The organism is Rhodopirellula europaea 6C, from assembly GCF_000338295.1.
Taxonomy (GTDB): domain Bacteria; phylum Planctomycetota; class Planctomycetia; order Pirellulales; family Pirellulaceae; genus Rhodopirellula; species Rhodopirellula europaea.
This window is the reverse complement of the sequence record NZ_ANMO01000211.1, coordinates 13,682-30,612: the sequence shown is the minus strand read 5'-3', so window position 1 is coordinate 30,612 and position 16,931 is coordinate 13,682. Positions and strand designations below refer to the sequence as shown.

General features: G+C 56.2%; 11 protein-coding genes and 1 tRNA gene. 7 read left to right on the top strand and 5 right to left on the bottom strand.

Translation table 11 applies throughout. The features are described from left to right. The first annotated feature begins 98 nt into the window (after nt 1-98). From ftsY to RE6C_RS21290, 3 genes are all read left to right on the top strand, one after another. Nucleotides 99-1,112 (top strand): signal recognition particle-docking protein FtsY, encoded by a 1,014-nt coding sequence (gene ftsY / locus RE6C_RS21300; protein WP_008659959.1) that lies wholly within the window; start codon nt 99-101, stop codon nt 1,110-1,112. 5 nt (nt 1,113-1,117) lie between these two features. Continuing rightward, a complete protein-coding gene (miaE, locus tag RE6C_RS21295; RefSeq protein ID WP_008659958.1) occupies nt 1,118-1,699 on the top strand; it encodes a MiaE family protein in 582 nt (193 codons plus the stop codon). A 266-nt stretch (nt 1,700-1,965) separates the two neighbouring features. Then, nucleotides 1,966-3,042 carry a hypothetical protein gene (locus tag RE6C_RS21290; RefSeq protein WP_008659954.1) on the top strand — a complete coding sequence of 359 codons (1,077 nt, stop codon included), beginning with the start codon at nt 1,966-1,968 and terminating at the stop codon, nt 3,040-3,042. A gap of 105 nt (nt 3,043-3,147) precedes the next feature. Here RE6C_RS21290 and RE6C_RS21285 read toward each other — a convergent pair whose 3' ends face one another. Beyond that, entirely contained in the window at nt 3,148-5,397 is a 2,250-nt protein-coding gene (locus RE6C_RS21285) for a sigma-54-dependent Fis family transcriptional regulator (protein ID WP_039962911.1), read from the bottom strand. Between the two features lie 175 nt (nt 5,398-5,572). Here RE6C_RS21285 and RE6C_RS21280 point away from each other — a divergent pair, with 175 nt between their 5' ends. Continuing rightward, nucleotides 5,573-6,922, top strand: a complete 1,350-nt coding sequence (locus RE6C_RS21280) for a DUF1598 domain-containing protein (protein ID WP_008659951.1) — start codon at nt 5,573-5,575, stop codon at nt 6,920-6,922. 499 nt (nt 6,923-7,421) lie between these two features. Here RE6C_RS21280 and RE6C_RS21275 read toward each other — a convergent pair whose 3' ends face one another. Then, nucleotides 7,422-11,285: a serine/threonine-protein kinase gene (locus RE6C_RS21275; RefSeq protein WP_039962909.1), complete on the bottom strand. Its 3,864-nt coding sequence runs from the start codon at nt 11,283-11,285 to the stop codon at nt 7,422-7,424. Nucleotides 11,286-11,692: 407 nt separating this feature from the next. Between RE6C_RS21275 and RE6C_RS21270 the strand changes: the two genes are divergently transcribed. Continuing rightward, a tRNA-His gene (locus tag RE6C_RS21270) sits at nt 11,693-11,766 on the top strand. A 193-nt stretch (nt 11,767-11,959) separates the two neighbouring features. Here RE6C_RS21270 and RE6C_RS21265 read toward each other — a convergent pair. Next, nucleotides 11,960-12,226 carry a hypothetical protein gene (locus RE6C_RS21265; protein ID WP_236618397.1) on the bottom strand — a complete coding sequence of 89 codons (267 nt, stop codon included), beginning with the start codon at nt 12,224-12,226 and terminating at the stop codon, nt 11,960-11,962. Nucleotides 12,227-12,597: 371 nt separating this feature from the next. Here RE6C_RS21265 and RE6C_RS21255 point away from each other — a divergent pair, with 371 nt between their 5' ends. Both RE6C_RS21255 and dinB read left to right on the top strand, forming a co-directional pair. Beyond that, nucleotides 12,598-13,380 carry an SOS response-associated peptidase gene (locus RE6C_RS21255; protein WP_008659942.1) on the top strand — a complete coding sequence of 261 codons (783 nt, stop codon included), beginning with the start codon at nt 12,598-12,600 and terminating at the stop codon, nt 13,378-13,380. Continuing rightward, nucleotides 13,377-14,567, top strand: a complete 1,191-nt coding sequence (gene dinB / locus RE6C_RS21250; protein WP_008659940.1) for a DNA polymerase IV — start codon at nt 13,377-13,379, stop codon at nt 14,565-14,567. The genes RE6C_RS21255 and dinB overlap by 4 nt, the downstream gene beginning before the upstream one ends. Before the next feature lie 153 nt (nt 14,568-14,720). Here the strand turns inward: dinB and egtB are convergent, their stop codons facing one another. After that, nucleotides 14,721-15,917 carry an ergothioneine biosynthesis protein EgtB gene (egtB, locus tag RE6C_RS21245; protein WP_008659939.1) on the bottom strand — a complete coding sequence of 399 codons (1,197 nt, stop codon included), beginning with the start codon at nt 15,915-15,917 and terminating at the stop codon, nt 14,721-14,723. Beyond that, a complete protein-coding gene (egtD, locus tag RE6C_RS21240) occupies nt 15,914-16,909 on the bottom strand; it encodes an L-histidine N(alpha)-methyltransferase (protein WP_039962907.1) in 996 nt (331 codons plus the stop codon). The genes egtB and egtD overlap by 4 nt, the downstream gene beginning before the upstream one ends. Nucleotides 16,910-16,931 lie beyond the last annotated feature (22 nt).

The following is a 16,931-nucleotide window of genomic DNA, read 5'->3' as shown; positions in this document are numbered from 1 at the left end:
GATTTCATCGCGTTGCGACACAATTTGTCTGGCTGCGGCGACGTCGCATCCGGCCCATCCAGTTCTCAGACGCTCCATTCCCAAACGTGCATTGATAGATGGCTTTCTGGCGATCCAAAAAGAACGACTCGAGCGACGAATCCACCGCCCCCGAGACTCCGTCGGCTTCCTCCCCAGCATCCGGTGAAGAAGCCTCGGGCGGACTCTTCGGCAAAATGAAGACCGGCCTTCAAAAGACTCGCCGGGTTCTGGGAACCGACATTCGCGACTTGTTCAAAGCCGAAGGCCGATTGGTCGACGAAGATTTCTTGGGCGAACTGTACGCTCGATTGATCCGCACCGACATGGGCGCGGGACCAGCCGGACGAATTCGTGATCGCGTCGCCAAAGATTTTCGCGGCCGAGTCGTTCACTTGGAAGAAGTCGTCCAAACAATCACAGAAGACATTCGCGAACAGCTGAAACAAGATCACGGTGACCTGGCTAAAGCCGACTCACCACCAACCGTGATCTTGGTCGTCGGTGTGAACGGAAGTGGCAAGACCACGTCGATCGGCAAACTTTCGCACCACCTGGTTTCGCAAGGCCACAAGATCGTCCTTGGTGCCGGTGACACGTTCCGCGCCGCGGCGGTCGAACAGCTGACCATTTGGTCCGAACGAATCGGTTGCGAAATCGTCACCGGGCCTAGCGGAGTTGACCCGGCCAGCGTTGCTTATCAAACAACCGAAAAAGCAGTTGAGATCGGTGCCGACTACGCCATCATCGACACGGCTGGGCGATTGCAGACGCAAGGCAAGTTGATGCAGGAATTGGAAAAGATCCGGCGAGTGATCGACAAGAAACTTCCTGGTGCACCACACGAAGTCCTCTTGGTCCTCGATGCGACCGCGGGTCAAAACGCGATCAGTCAAGCGAAAGGCTTCAGCAATGCAGCCGGTTGCACTGGCATCATCCTTTCCAAGTTGGATGGTTCAGCCAAGGGCGGCGTCGTTCTGCCGATTCGTGAACAGTTCGAACTGCCGGTCAAGTTCGTTGGGTTGGGCGAAGGCATCGAAGACATGACCAAGTTCGATCCTGATACGTTTGCCGCGGCGCTGTTGGAGGCCTGATCGAAATGCTTCACCTGCATTCCGAATCGACCAAGCGTTGGCTGGTTCAAGTCGACAACCACTTGGACGAACTGCTGTTGGATCATGCCCATTGCGAACGCAAAGCCGCGTCGACCGCAATGAACTTGATGAACGCCTACACCGAGAACCTCGACATTTGTCGAGAGATGGCGACGATTGTGGAAGAGGAACTCGAGCACTTCTTCATGGTCATCGATATCTTGAAGAAACGTGACATTCCGTTTCGCCGGATCGCACCGGGGCCGTATGGTCGCAAGTTGACCGCGCTGATCCGCCAAAACGATCCCAACCGCGCCGTTGATCGTTTGCTGGTCGCTTCTTTGATCGAAGCCCGCAGTTGTGAACGATTCCGATTGCTCGCGGATCATGTGGCCGACCGAGAGCCCGAACTGTCCGCGTTTTACGCTGGTTTATTCGAGAGTGAAGCTCGCCATCACACGACGTACGTGAAGCTCGCCGAGCATTTTGCCAGTCGCGAAATGGTTCGCGAACGTCTCACGGAACTGTCCAAGTTGGAAAGTGAGATCATCGCCGAGGGCAGCGAACTGCCACGGATGCACTCCTAACACGATTGTTTCACGGCGTGCTCTCTCCGCATTTGTCGTGAGCCGATCCGCATCCGCACCGACGATCATGTTTCACGCGCCGCGGCGTACTCAGCGTGTTGAACGGGCCGTTGATTGGCACCTAGTTTGCGATGCTTGCCCGGCGCGGAGAAGACGAAATACTCTCGTTGCTGTCGAAAGTCAGCCCGCATCCATGAAGGAACGGAATCGAGTCGGATGACCCGGCCACCACCGTCAATCAATCGTCTGGTCGCGGAGACACACGGATGAAAACTTTTCAATCTCAAGTCAAATCTTACGTAGCAGCGTTCGCATTGGCCGTTCTCGCCACCGACATCGCTGCTCAAGACAACGTTCAAGCATTGTCGTTTGATCTTCCTCCCACCGCGGTCGCTCGCCCGGTCGACCTTTCGGACCGAATGTCGCCAACATCGCAGGCGGGTGAGTCCATGCAGGTTGACTTGCGTTTGTCATCGATGGTGACGGGCAGCAAGCTACCAACGATCGAACGCTGGATGGTTCAAGTCGTTCCACGTGCCGCATCATGGCGAGTTCTCGACTACTCGCCTCGCACCGAAACCGGGTCGGACTACGCCACGCCCATCCAAGTCAAACGGTCCGACGAGTCGACTCGATCGATCGGTGTCGCCGCGGATGGTGGCTACGGCCACTTGGCATCCGCCCACCTGGGCGCGGACCACGGCGACAAAAAATCCGAAGCGATCCAGTTCGATAAGCACGCTCCTTTGCACGCTGTTTCAGCTGCAGGAACGATCGAACGTGGCCGCGGGGTTTACTACAAGTTGCGTTGGACTTCGCAACAAGTCTTGGAAGGCGAGAAGATGTTCCAAGTTGCATTCGACGTTCCTCCTGGCTTCCGAGCTGGAATGTTGGACGTTGTCGTGATGGCCTACGGCAAACCAGCCAAATCCAACCCGATGAAGGGCGTTTGGGCGGACATGCCATTGTTGGAAACCAGCTCGTCATCCGAGCTGCTCGGCAAAGCCCACTTCACCGTCGCGGTCCACCGTGAAGGTGACGATGCGGCCTGGAGCTTGGCTCGTCAACTGGCATCCGCAGAAGTCCGTCTGCGTCAGGCAGCGTCCGGTCACCGGGCCGACACGCCAATCCGTTCGCTGCCGACATTGATCCGACACGTTGCTGCGAAGATCGACGTGGACTCAGTCGACGTCCATGGTGATTGGGCAGAACGTTTGATCGCCGGCCAAGCGGATCCCTACATCGATCCCGTGATTCGAAAGTTACCAACCGACCTTCGAGTCGTCGCATTGGACTACAACGACAGCCGCCGAGCGTTGCTGGCACTTGACGAACCTCGCTGATCGATGACTGAGGCGACCACGAGAGGCACAAAAGATCTGCCTCTCGAGTGGGAACGGTCGCAATCGCAGCACTCCTGAATTGCCGTATGGCGGCTGACTGTTTCCTCAGCGGCCGTCTTTCTCTGCCTTCTTCAGCTTTCGATCCAGCGTGCTGCGTTCGATCCCTAAAATCGTTGACGCGCGGCTTTTATTCCCGCCGGTTGATTCCAACACCCGGCGGATGTGCCGCATTTCCAGTTCGGCCAACGAAAGTTCCAAATCTTCCGACGAAGCTCCTGCACGACCCGCTTTGCCGGTGCTCTCTTTCGAGGAATTCGCAACCGCGGTGATCATCAAATCATTCGCGTCGAGTTCCGTTGCTTCGCCATCACCAGCCGCATCCATTGGCGACATCACGACGGCCCGTTCGATCACGTTGCGCAGCTCGCGCACGTTTCCCGGCCAGCGATGTCGTTGTAATTTCTTTTCCGCAAGAGCAGAGAATTTCAATCTTCCGCGAGCCATCGACTCGGCAAAGGACTGCAAAAAATGGTTTGCCAACAAAACCACATCGCGCCCACGTTCCCGAAGCGGCGGAACCAAAATCTCCACCACGTTCAGCCGATAGAACAGATCTTCGCGAAACTTGTTTTGTTCGACCATCGCTCGCAAATCGCGATGCGTTGCAGCGACAACGCGAACATCGGTGCGAATGGGTGACTGACCACCAACGCGTTCAAAGGGATGACCTTCCAAAACACGAAGCAGTTTGGCTTGCAGATCCAAACTCATCTCACCGATCTCATCCAGCATCAAAGTGCCGCCGGACGCGACTTCGAACTTCCCGCGTTTCTGTTGGGTCGCACCGGTGAAGGCACCTTCCTCGTGACCGAACAGTTCTGACTCCAACAGATCCTTCGACAACGCCGCGCAGTTCAAACACACCAGCGGTCCATCTTTGCGAGGACTGGCATGATGGATCGCCGATGCGACCAGTTCCTTGCCCACGCCTGACTCGCCTCGCACCAAAACCACTGAAGGTGTCGGAGCGACTTGTGCGATTTGTTGCTGAACCAACCGAATCGGTTCGCTGTTGCCAAGGATCTGAATTCGCCCGGCCAATTGACGCCTCAACCGGCTGATCACCGCTTCGGACTTCTTCAACGAACGCGTCAACGAGGCTTCTCGATGAATCGAACGGATCGCCTGGCAAAAAATTTCTCCCGCCGCGACAACGTTCCTCAATTGGTTCGGTGTCAACGCGGGACTTCCGGCGGGCGTGGTCACATGCACCAACGCGACCGGCAAATTGCTTTCCGTGATTGGCTGATTGGTCGCAGCCGATCGCTTCTCGCGATTTGAATCGCCGTTGCGGTTCGCGGCGGACTCTCGTGACACCGGCCGAAGCGGAGCCAAGATAATAGACTCCACATCGATCTCGCCCGCCGTGTTCTCAGTCGCCAAGCGACGATCGCCCAGAACGTTGCGGGCCAAGATCGCAGCGGACTTGGGTTGCAGAATCGGTTCGATCAACGGAGTCGGCGGACGACGGTACCGCGTTCCTTTGGGCTGACGAACCAATCGCGGCGGTGCCAATCCACCACCCTGGACCAACGCTGCTCGCTGCTCCGCATCAAACAGGTACAACCCGATCGTGGCTCCTGGCAGCAATTCGTCGAGCGTTTGCATCAACGTCTCGCCACATTCTTCAATCGAGTCGGCTCGCCCGAGAGCAAACGCCATCGCGAGCAGAGGATCAGCCGCGTCCATCGTGGCCGGATCGCCGCTGGAAACCGAATCCGTTCCGTGGTTAAGCCGGCGTGCCAGTCCGCTGGTTGTGATTTGCGAAACCACATCCACTTCGCTTTCGCCGTTGTCACCGCCATAACCGGAATCTTCGCTCCGCCAACCTTTCGCAAGATTGTCTTGAGTCGCACCATCGTCGGCTGATCCGGATCCGCCAGTCGCTGCGCTGCCGGGGCTTTTCCGAACGGGGGGACGAGCCAGCGTGGCTGGGTTCCGCGTGAACGTCAGCTCGAACCCAGCGATCTCGATCTGATCGGCTTCCGTGAGCACCGTTGGAGCCTGGATTCGCCTGGAATTGACGCTCACACCATTGCGGGAATTCAAATCAGCGATTGCCCAAACCGGGCCATCCAGCGTGTTCGCGGGACGAATTTCCGCGTGTTGACGACTGGATTGAGCGCTGCGGAGCACAATTGGGTTGGACGATGAGCGACCGATAGTCCAGCGAACATCGCCCGACAATCGAATCACATCCGTCCAGCGCATGCCGCGATGGACCACCAAATAGGCGTCCGGAGGCGAATTCGCTGGAGCAGCGGCGGGTTGAGTTGTGTTAGATTTGCTTGTCACTGGTAGAGCCTGCAATTATTCTAATCATAGACTGCGGGTTCCCCCCACCGCCGGTCGTCTTTCACCATCCCTTCTCTCCGCCAGCCGGATACACGTCTCGATGCGTTCTTCTCTTCTTGGTCGTCCTGTTTCTGGTCGATCCATCCAATGCGGTTTCGGGTCTTGGGTTCGTACCATGCGTTTTCCAACTCTGATGGTCGCCGCTCTTTGCCTGGCAACAACCGCATCCACCGCTTTCGCGGGCATTGGACTGGGTAACCAACGTGCGGTTGGGGGTGTGATGATTGCCCCTGATGGAAGCGTTCGAACAGCCACTGCCCAAGAACAAAAGGAAATGGCTCAGGTTGTTCGCAACGCCATGGAAGCCCCCACGGGCGAACTGGCGGAAGCAACCGATCGCCGAGTGATCTCACTGAATGGCTTGCAAGCGAAACTAAAGGAAGCTCACGAGTCAGGGCAACACCTCGACACCGAAACCATGTTCCTCGCCGGCATGCAGCGTATTGAATACGTGATCGTCGACCAAGAGAACAACGACATTCTGCTTGCTGGTCCCGCAGAACCTTGGATGGTTCGTCCCGACGGACACGTTGTCGGAACCAAGACCGGCGGATCGGTTCTTCGTCTGGATGACTTGGTGACCGCTTTCCGCAGCGTTGAAACAGCTCGCAACAACGGCGGCATCCTGTGCTCCATCGAACCGACGCCAGAAGGTCGCGTGCGTCTGCAAAATTTCTTGAAGAACGTCAAACTTCGCCCCGGTCAAAACCCCGCTTACCTCGAAGCCGGTATGCGTCAGGCGTTTGGACCGCAGCAAATTCTGTTGGGTGGAGTCGCCACCGACAGCCGCTTTGCTCGCACCTTGGTCGCCGCTGATTTCGAAATGAAACGCATCGCGATGGGACTGACTCAATCACCCGTCGCTGGTTTGCCCAGCTACCTGGAACTCGCCAAGAACCAAGTCCAATCGACCGTCAGCACTCCACGATGGTGGATGGCTTCGGACTACGAACCAGTCGCCCGTGACGCGGAAGGTCGCGTTTGGAAAATCACCGGCCAAGGTGTCAAAACGCTGACCGAAGACGATACCTTCGACAAGGACGGCAAGGTTCGCGGCACCGGTCGCAAGAATGCGTTGGCAACCAAGTGGGCCGATATGATGACCGAGCAATACGAAGAACTCTCCCGCGAACGTCCTGTCTTCCGCGATCTTCGCAACGCGATGGATTTGGCCGTCATTGCAACGCTCATCACTCAGCAACAACTCGACCACAAGTCGGGAATCGACTTGAGTGTTCTTCGTGGCAACGATTCACACGTTGAATTGGCAAGCTACGAAATGCCCAAGACATTGGAACCACAGTGCAGCTTCATCAAAGGCCGTGCTGGATGGACCGTGACCGCTTCGGGCGGAGTCAACCTCAACGCCTTCGCGGTTTCTGAAAACCCCGTCACCGACGAAACTCTCGGCAACATCGCTGCGGCCAGCGACGCTTCATCGCGTTGGTGGTGGGACGGCAAATAAGCCGCCCCCCTTTGCTCAGCGAAGATCGTCAAACGGACGAAGTTTCATACGGCGGCTTCCTCACGAACGCCGCCCGGGATGTTTCGAACATCCCATCTCTCAGATCGCAAAGTTTCCGCACCTGCTCTTCATGAGGTCGTGCAGATTTTGAGTGCCGAGCTAGCAAGGTTGAAATCACCCTCCTGAACGCGGTTGGGGAGGGTCGGAATGCGAGCGTTCAGCGAGAATTCCGGGGAGGGTAGCACGCGCCACTTCCCATGCACTCCCCTCACCCTCGCGTACGCCTGAACGGCGTCGCTCGACCTCTCCCCAAACTTCGTTTCGGGAGAGGTGTGACATGTGGAAATCTGCCGAAAAGCGGTATCAGAAAACTTCACGACCTCTCACGACGTGCTGGTGTCCAGCGTGCTCGTCAGTGATTCACTCGGTCGGCTCTTCCCAGCAATTCACAGCGATCGTCATCGGCGTTGCGAACGAGGATCGATCAACGGACGTTTACTTAGGCTTCCGGCCGCTCGACGCCGCGGTAGAGTCTTGCGAAGCGTGACGGTGCGACCACGCCCTGGTCAGCCAAGTAGGCTTCCAAGTCCGACGGTTGATTGATGTCTTCCAACCACTTCAACTCATCGCCGGTGGCCAGTACGAACGGTGTCAGACGTAGTTCTTCAGCCTTCGCCTTCGCGGCGACCAGAAGTTCGCGAGCGTAGACATCCATCCCAGCAACGGGACTGCGAGCCATCTGGATGCCTTCGTAGAAGTTCGCCTTCATTCGCGCGAATTCAGATCGTTCTCGGCGGAGCTTCTTGATGGATCGCTGCATCACGGCTTCGGCTGTCTTGGTTTTGCAGCTCAATGCCTGAAGTGACAACAAACAGACGAACTCTTGGAAGTTGATCCGAATCATTTGAACCCGTTTCAAATCCGTGACCTGCATCTGCCGAGGCAGCAGGTCCAACTTGGATGCTCCGTTGGTAACATCCGCTGTGTAAAGGTCACGCAGCACGTCTTTGAATTGTTGAACAAACAAGAAGGACGTTCTTCCAACCTGCTTCATGGATTCGCGGACACGTTCCGAGGCCAAATCCATCCGAGCCAAGTCGTTGTCGGAAAAGAACGCGACCGATGCATACCCCAACGTGCCCATGATCGTCACGAACTGATCGTTGGTCGTCCGACCCTCAGCCTGCATCTCAGCGACGGCTTGTCGAATCTCTGAGATCATCCCGCATTGGAAAAAGGACGCCAGTTCGACGTATGAAGTGTGTGCAATCTCAAAGTTCTTGGCGTGCTCACTCAAGGCATAGAATTTCTTAGACCGTGCGCAAGGAGCCAGAGCATCGGCGTATCGACCGTCCATAGCCGCGTGCCAAGCCAACCCGCTGTTGACATCACCGTGCCATGACGGATCGTCCTCCGGCTTCAAAGCTTCGGACATTCGCTCCAACATCTGCCCGGCTCGTTCGCGAGCTTTCCCTGGGCTGTAGCAAGCAAAAACGGCTTCGCCCACGCCCAACTGCAAACGTTCGCCGGTCGTTCCCCGCAACCGAACTTGTCGTGCTGCAAAGAGCCCCCATTCAACCGCAACATCGTTGTTGATGATGCTGAGCGGGCGTATCAATCGATTGCAGGCCTCGATTTGGCTGCCTTCCTGCCACGTGCGTTGTGGGGCAGGTTGGTCAAGCAGCGTCGTGAGATCACGCTGCATCGGCAGCAAACGAAAGATCCGCCACATGACCGACAATTTGAACGCCCATTTGGACTTCAGTCGTGGCAAACCAAGCTGAGCGATCAACGGTTCCACCAATCGGCTTACGTCGCTGAACTCGCCCGATCGAATCAAACACTCCACTCGGTGAAGCTCTTGCTCGAACGAAGCGTGTCCATCCAACAACTCCGCTAACGCCTCGTGTGTCGTCGCCGCATCGCTGAGCAAGCCACTGCGATGCCAAGCAAACGAAGCTTCTTTCAGGTAAGCAATTCGCTGTTCACCTTCGGAATGATCCGCCGCCACCTGCAACCACGATGCGACTTCTCGGTGAGCAAACATTTGTTGGGCTTGCTCAGCAGCCAACTTGGCCCAATTCGCCAGCGGTTCGTGAACCTTCGCTCGCTGGTAGTGCGACGCAATCACATTGGCAACGTCTGGCCGAACATGAGACAGCGTCTCCGCCCAATCCAGGTGCAGCTGACGAATATCAGGTTCTGACATTTGGTCCAGAACTTTTTCGCCCAGTCGCGAATGCCAAATTTGCACGGTCGGTCCAGACGATTCACCGCGGACGATCAGTCGACGCCGCTGCAACTCATCCAAGTGTTCTTCCAGGCAAGATTCATCTTCATCCCAAACCCGAAGCTCTTCGACAGGCAACTGACGTCCCGCGGCCGCGATTCGTCGAAGCAACTGCAACGCACCCGGCGGCAATTGTTCGCACCGACTTTGCCACAGCGTTTCCATCGACGGCACGGTCATGCTGCCGTTATCATCGCCATTCTTTTGAATCGCGTCTGACAACCATCCGCCCGGACGAAGCTCTTCTAAACACGCATCGAGCCGATACGGCAGTCCATCAATCTGACTCGCCAAATCTTTCAAGTGAGCCTCTGGAATCTCCAGTTCGTACTTGGAGGCTTCCCGCATCAGCATTTCAATCGCGGTTTCGTCCGGCAGCGGCCCCAGATTGATCGTCTCATCGGGCAGCGTGATTTGTCGGTCGCCATCGGTTCGCGAGACCGTGATCAACCCCAGTCCTTGCAACTGGGGTGCTTTCGGCCGGTTCATGCTGCCGGATTGCAAATAGTCCAACACCGAGATCGTGTCGCGGTCCGCCCACTGCACGTCGTCAATCACGAAGAACACCGGTCCGTATTCTCGCAAACGTTCGCAAACCTTCAGTGCGGCTTCCAGACCACCGGGACGTGTCGGCGATGTCTGCAACAAAGGCTGCGATCGATCCACTTCCAACACCTCCGCCAATCCAGGCAGAATGCTGGTCAACACACTGACGGTGACGGAATCCACCTGCAACGGCTCGCGATCCATCCCGCGAAAACGCATCGTGATTTCATCGGAAATTTGACTGAACGCTTGCAGCGGTTTTTGATCGCGCTGCTGACATCGGGCAACGAACACCTGCGCCCACGAAAGCGAACGCAACTGTGACAGAGCGACATCCAACAACGTCGACTTGCCGATCCCCGAGTCACCACTGAGATGCAATCGTTGGACTTGCCCGCCCAACACCAGGTGACTCCATCGGTGAATGCGAGACAGCTCATCGTGACGAATTTGCTGGGTCGCCTCGCGAACGCGACTGGAATCAACGTCGGTGATCCGAGTCATCTGCATCGCCTCGAGTGGACGCCCCAATCGCGACAGCGTCATCGCCATGGGACGGTCCGCCTCATCGGGTGCCAGCATTTCGTCCAGCGTTTCCAACAAGTCTGCGGGGATGCTCGGATGCAACCCGCGAACCGCGTTGGTGATCAACATCCGATCTTGTTCTTCATCGGATTTGTCGCGACGAATGCCCAATGACTCATCGCCACCATCTGTGGGCCGCGATTCATTCTTCAGCGATCCTTCACGACGATATTGAGCGGCGCTGAAGACACGCAGTGCCTCTAGGACAACCATTCCCAAGCTGAAGACATCGCTCGACGGTGTGTGACGCTGCCGCACCAAGACCTCTGGCGCGACGTACATCGGCGTCCAAATCAGGTACGCACGCATCGATTCCGCATCGCATTCTTGGAACATGCCCGCGGAGTCGTAATCGATGACGACAAACCGTTTGTAGTCGTCCGTCACCATGATGTTGCTGGGTTTCAGGTCACGGTGCACCAACTCGCGAGCGTGCATCCATCCGATCGCCGAACCAATTTGGCGAACCATCTCAATAATGTGTTCGCAGGCCACATCCAATGGCTCGTTTCGCCAGCGCCGAATAGCGGTGGTCAAATTGACGCCGTCGATCCGTTCCATGCTGAACGCGACCGTTTTGTCGTGTTCGTGGATCCCATGCAAACGCATCAAGTTGCGATGATTCAACTTGGCCATTCGACGGAATCCCGTCTTTGCCAGAGTCGTGCCCGGGTCGTCTTCGACAGCCAGAATCTTCAACGCGACAGCTTTATCAGTCGCCTTCTCCCTCGCGGCAAAAACCCATCCGTGCGTGCCTGACCCGAGCCATTCATCGAGAGTGAAATCTCCCCAAGTGTCACCCGCCTTGAACGGAGGTGACTGCAAACGCGGGCGAGGCTTGATGCCTTGAGTCTCACGGTCAAGGATATGCTTGGTCCGCGTGTCCTGGCTCGCGAGTGGACGCATCCACTCGTCACCGGTGTAATCTTCCCATTGCGACATTTCAAACGGGCCATCTTTCAAGGGGCATTGTCAGACTGTCGTTTTCCATCATCGTAGCATTCCTGCGCCAGCGCTTCAAAAAGAAGCTCGACAATTCGCGAAGTAGTGGCAAAAGAACCGAGCCGAGTCTGCATCGTCATTCGGGGCAGGGCTCAAGTTCCGTAGACAGACTCGCAAATGCCTGCGGGCGGACCGACACCCACCCACCTGCTTCGGGGGCATCCTGCCATGCTGGTGTAATCGTGTCCAGTTTAAATGCACACCGGTTCCGAACGAAGCATCAAACTGGTTGGACTGTTCCAATTTTGTGGACAAGCCGCATGTTTCTATGGCGGAATGGGCCGCGCGGACGGTCCAGCGGGATTGACCACCTCAGACCACGTCGATAAATTCGTCGCTCGCTCACGGTGGTTGTAGTTCAGTTGGTTAGAACGTCGGATTGTGATTCCGAAGGTCGGGGGTTCGAGTCCCCTCAGCCACCCTCCGTGATGCTCGGGAATGACAGGCAAATCGCCTCGTCGCGGCTTTAAATTTTGCCGCCTTCCCGTAGTGCATTGACTTCGGATACCGTCGGTCGCGTGGTGTGACACACGTCCTTTGCAATGCCTCTTCCGTGACGCATCACGAGTAGACTGCTCTTCAGGTTGGAAGGTGCGACTGATTCACCGTACAGGTCAGCCGCAGACACGGCCTTTACACATCTCGCCCCAAAATCTGACCAAGATGTCGCGAGCCAAGTTCTCGCGTTCAATGACGGTGAGCTGGGGGCAATTCTTCAAACGAAGCCTGTAGCGACGAACTACTGGCAACAAATCCGCGGGCGTGTTCTCCGGTTGCAGCTTCTCAAACGCGCGGTGGCACTGCCAAAGTCGATCCACCAGGGGAGCATCACTACTGAGTGCACAGCAACACTCATACGCGATTTGTCGCGGATGTCTCATCGGATCCCAATCTCCGGCTTCAACGAAAGAAACTGTTCGTGAATTGCTGCCCCACAACCATCATCGAACCTGTATTGAACGCTTAAGACGCCATAGGCTAATGGAACTCTTCGCGGTCGTTCAAGTTGCCTGCGTACGACCGTATGCTGACCGGTCGCTGAACCTGAACTCAACCTTTGGTAAGGGAATTTGAACCAACAATCGCTGTTTCGGTTCATTGCTCAGAAGTTCGACCACTTCGTAAAACCCTCTCTCTGCGCTGATGGACAACGTTCTGGGCAATCGTTCTACTGCGATGGGTCGACGGGAACAACGAACGAACATATTCGTCGTGTTCACGCTCAACATTTCCAGGGCTGCAGGGAGGAGTGATGTGCAATCGATTCAACATCAAAACTGATCTTGCCCATTTGGCGCAATCGCTCGACGCCGCTCCACCCCGGCAGTTAGAGTTCAACGAAGATGTCTTCCCTGGAAAACCGGCACCGACGATCGCGGTCAATCGGTCTGGGACCATTGAAATTCTTCCGATGACATTCGGATTGGTCCCCTTTGGCAAGACACCTGAATCACAGCGTCGTGTGCTAACAAACGCTCGGGTTGAAAACCTCGAGAAGTGGCCTTGGAAATCCGCGATCAAGTCACATCGCTGCATCGTTCCGATGACCGGCTTCCGTGAACCTTGCTACTGGGGCGAAACCGCGGGAACCGAAGTCGACTTCGCCGTGCCGCCAGACTCGCCGTTATTCGCCGCTGCGATCTTCACTTGGTACCGCGAAGAAGCAACGGACGACACTCAAGAAGAAGCGCCGCCGAATTTCACGATGTCTTTGATCATGCGACCGGCGTTGCCAACCGTCATGGAACACGGGCATCATCGATCCCCATTCTTCTTGTCACGCGACGGCATCGAAGAGTGGATCGAGCGAGACTCTCGCCCCCTGCAAGATTCCCTGGCCATTCTCAAACAAAACGTGTTTGAACCGGAGCTCTCCGCCACCGTCGCTCGGCAAATGGCGCCCACCTGGACCAAACGCCAATCCGGAAACGTCGCCAAGAGAGACGAACAGCTCAAGGCGATCGAAGAGACCGGACCGCTCGGCATTCCCGATTCGGTTGGCAGTGAATCCGCCAACGACAACCAACAGGCATGATCCTTCATGTCGACATGGACGCCTTCTACGCGTCCATTGAACAACGCGATCGACCGGAACTCCGTGGGCGCCCGGTCGTCGTCGGCGGCTCCGAAGGACGCGGCGTGGTTACGGCGGCGTCTTACGAAGCTCGCGAGTATGGAATCCACTCCGCTATGCCGGGCAGTCGAGCGATCAAGCTATGCCCGCACGCGGACTTTGTTCGCGGACGCTTGGACCACTACGCCTCGGTTGGCCGAGCCGTCCGGGAAATCTTTCATCGCTTCACGCCCGTTGTCCAGCCGCTTTCGTTGGACGAAGCCTTCCTCGATGTTTCCGGCACGATTCGTTTGCACGGTTCACCTCGCGAGATCGGCATCGCCATTCGAGAGACCATCCGGCGGGAGTTGGATTTGCCCGCCAGCGTTGGCATCGCGCCGCTGAAGTTCGTCGCGAAAATTGCCAGCGACATAGGCAAACCAAACGGCTTCGTCGAAGTCCCCGCCGATGGCGTTCGTGAATTCCTCGATCCACTGCCGGTCTCGCGATTGTGGGGCGTTGGCAAAGTCGGACAAACCAAGTTGCAACGGTTGGGATATCGCACGATCGCGGATCTGCGAGTCAAAGAAGTGGAAGCGTTGAAGTCACAACTCGGTCGTTGGGGAGAACACCTCTGGAACCTTGCAAACGGCATCGACCGTCGACGAGTCGTGGTCGATCACTTGGCCAAGGGTATTGGTCACGAACGCACGTTCTCGGAAGACCTCTCCGATATCGAATCGCTCAACGCGGTCGTCAGCTACTTGTCCGAACAAACCGCACGACGATTGCGCCGCGCCCGCCGCTTGGCGTCGACCATCACATTGAAGTATCGCCGTGAAGATTTTCAAACCTTCAGTCGCGCTCGCAAGCTCTCGGCACCAACCGACAGCACTCTCGAGATTCTGCAGGTCGCCGAAGAGTTGCTATTGGAAATGCGTTCGCGTGAACCGCGCAGCGTTCGATTGCTCGGAATCTCGCTGGGTGGTTTGACCGATGCGGACGCTCCCAAGCAACTCAATCTGTTTGGTGAAGAAACCGGCGAGAACGCATCGTCGAAAGTCGACACGCTGAGCGACCAAATCGCCTCCAAGCTGGGCAAACACAGTGTTTATCGTGCGTCCAGTCACCAATGGGTTGACCGGAAAAAGGACAAGCGTCAGTTTTGAATCTGCGATTTTGCAGTCGGTTCTGTTGGCCAACGGCCAACACCAACCCACGCGTTTGAGATTGGACTTGGCCGTTCGCCATTCAAAGAAAAACGCAACTTCAAAACGCGTCAGCGATGATCCCCATAACTTCACGCCGGCCCTAGCCCGTCCTCAATCCAGATCCGTTGCCAATCGGATTCCGCAGATCTGCCAGCGCATCGATGGTGGGAAAAAATTTCGATAGGTCAAACGTGCGTGACCTTCCGGCGTGGCAACGGAGCTACCGCGAAGAACTTTTTGTCCGCACATGAACTTCCCGTTGTATTCGCCGATCGCTCCCTCGGGAGCCGCGTACTTCGGATACGGAGCGTAATCCGAAGCTGTCCATTGCCAACGAGAACCAAACGCATCCTTGATCGACTCACCCGAATTGCGAACGGCAATTTCCCATTCGAACTCCGTCGGCAACCGGTATCCCGACCAACGTGCGAACGCGTCAGCTTCCAAATAACTGACGTGGCATACCGGAGCGTTCTCATCCACCGGCCTCAAGCCCGCGAGCGTGAACTGGTGCCAACCTTCTTCACCGAGGTGCCAGTACATCGGTGCTCGCCAACCTTCCGATTGCACGGTCGACCACCCCACGGACAACCAGTACGAAGGATCTTCGTAACCACCGTCTTCGATGAACTCCAAGTACTCACCGTTGGTCACCAACCGATTCGCAATCGCATGAGGCAACAACAGTGATGAGTGTCGAGGCAGCTCATTGTCGAAACAAAAGGGACCATCACACGAATCATCAAACCCAATCGACTCGACAACTTCTGAAGGGCATTCGATCCATTGCAAATCCTCGACGGGCGAAGATTCGGGCACCGCGTCGGATCTGTAAACGGGATGAAGTGGGTTGCACGAGAACACATGCAACAAATCCGTTAGCATCAACTCTTGGTGCTGCTGTTCATGGTTCAGGCCCGTACGCAAAACCTCATCCGTCACAATCGAGTCACGGTCGGGACGTTCAAGCAATTCGAACATCGCCTCGTCAACTTGGTCTCGATACCGCCACACTTCCGCCACCGTCGGTCGGGAAAGCAAACCGCGACGATCGCGAGGGAATTGCTCGCCGACCGAGTTGTAGTAGGAGTTGAACAGCACCTCGAACTCAGGCTGCTCCGGCACGTAGTCCGGCAAGTTCTTCAAGCAAAACGTTTCAAAGAACCAAGTCGTGTGAGCCAGATGCCAACGCGTCGGCGAAACATCCGGCATCGACTGAATAACATAGTCTTCCGTTTCCAGCGGCGCACAAATCTTTCGCGAGTGCTCTCGCACTTGCCGGTAAGCATCGAGCATCGAATCACTCACGAGCGGAACATCCCCACGGCGAAGTACTCGTTCGAATCCATCCAAATCTGCTCCCGTTTCCAACCACTCGCGGCGGCCATCTGAGTGAAACCGTCAATCGTGTATTTGTGAGACAGTTCCGTCAAAATGCGTTGTGACTTTGCCAACGTTCGAGATCGTCCGGCCAGCGTCACCTGCTGTTCGCGACAACATTCCAGGTGCATTTCAATCCGATGATCGCGGTCATTGTACAGAGCGACATGTCGGTAGGCGTCCAAATTGAAATTGCCATCGGCGACACGATTCAGGTGCCGCAACAAATTCAAATTGAACAACGCCGTCACACCCCGTCGATCATCGTAGGCGGCTTCTAAAACCGATGGATCCTTTTGCAGATCGAATCCGATCAACAAACCACCGCCCGTGCCGACTTGGTTCCTCATCTGAGACAACAACGTCGCCGCAAACGCCGGTCGAAAATTCCCAATCGTCGATCCCGGAAAATAGACCACATCGCGAGACTTGGTCGCATCGGAACTGGGCAATCGAAACGGGCGAGTGAAATCAGCCGCGATCGGAGCGATCCGACGACTCGGAAAATCTCGTCGAAGCTTCCCCGCGACTTGTTCTAGATAATCGCCGGAGATGTCCACTGGAACGTAGGTCACATCGGGATGCATGTGTTCCAGCAACAACCGAGTCTTCAGGCTGCTGCCGCTTCCATATTCAATCAATCGACCCGCGGAACCGATTGCGTCAACCATGTCATCGACGCATTCTCGCATGATCGATGCTTCCGTCCGCGTCGGATAGTACTCATCCAGCTCACAAATTTCATCGAACAATTCCGAACCAGATTGGTCGTAGAAGTACTTCGACGGAAGCGAAGGTTGATCGCTGAAGAATCCACGATGCAGTTCCATGACCGAATCGCGGTCGATCAATCGACTGTCGTATGCAACCGCACACTCGGCTCTATTGGCAGCAGCCAATCCAGTGGAAGAAATCACCATGCAAATCCATCAATGAGTGCCA

Bases quoted from the DNA above. Each gene is read 5' to 3' on its own strand.
- ftsY (WP_008659959.1), top strand. From the start codon at position 99: ATGGCTTTCTGGCGATCCAAAAAGAACGACTCGAGCGACGAATCCACC.
- miaE (WP_008659958.1), top strand. From the start codon at position 1,118: ATGCTTCACCTGCATTCCGAATCGACCAAGCGTTGGCTGGTTCAAGTC.
- RE6C_RS21290 (WP_008659954.1), top strand. From the start codon at position 1,966: ATGAAAACTTTTCAATCTCAAGTCAAATCTTACGTAGCAGCGTTCGCA.
- RE6C_RS21280 (WP_008659951.1), top strand. From the start codon at position 5,573: ATGCGTTTTCCAACTCTGATGGTCGCCGCTCTTTGCCTGGCAACAACC.
- RE6C_RS21275 (WP_039962909.1), bottom strand. From the start codon at position 11,285: ATGTCGCAATGGGAAGATTACACCGGTGACGAGTGGATGCGTCCACTC.
- RE6C_RS21265 (WP_236618397.1), bottom strand. From the start codon at position 12,226: ATGAGACATCCGCGACAAATCGCGTATGAGTGTTGCTGTGCACTCAGT.
- RE6C_RS21255 (WP_008659942.1), top strand. From the start codon at position 12,598: ATGTGCAATCGATTCAACATCAAAACTGATCTTGCCCATTTGGCGCAA.
- dinB (WP_008659940.1), top strand. From the start codon at position 13,377: ATGATCCTTCATGTCGACATGGACGCCTTCTACGCGTCCATTGAACAA.
- egtD (WP_039962907.1), bottom strand. From the start codon at position 16,909: ATGGTGATTTCTTCCACTGGATTGGCTGCTGCCAATAGAGCCGAGTGT.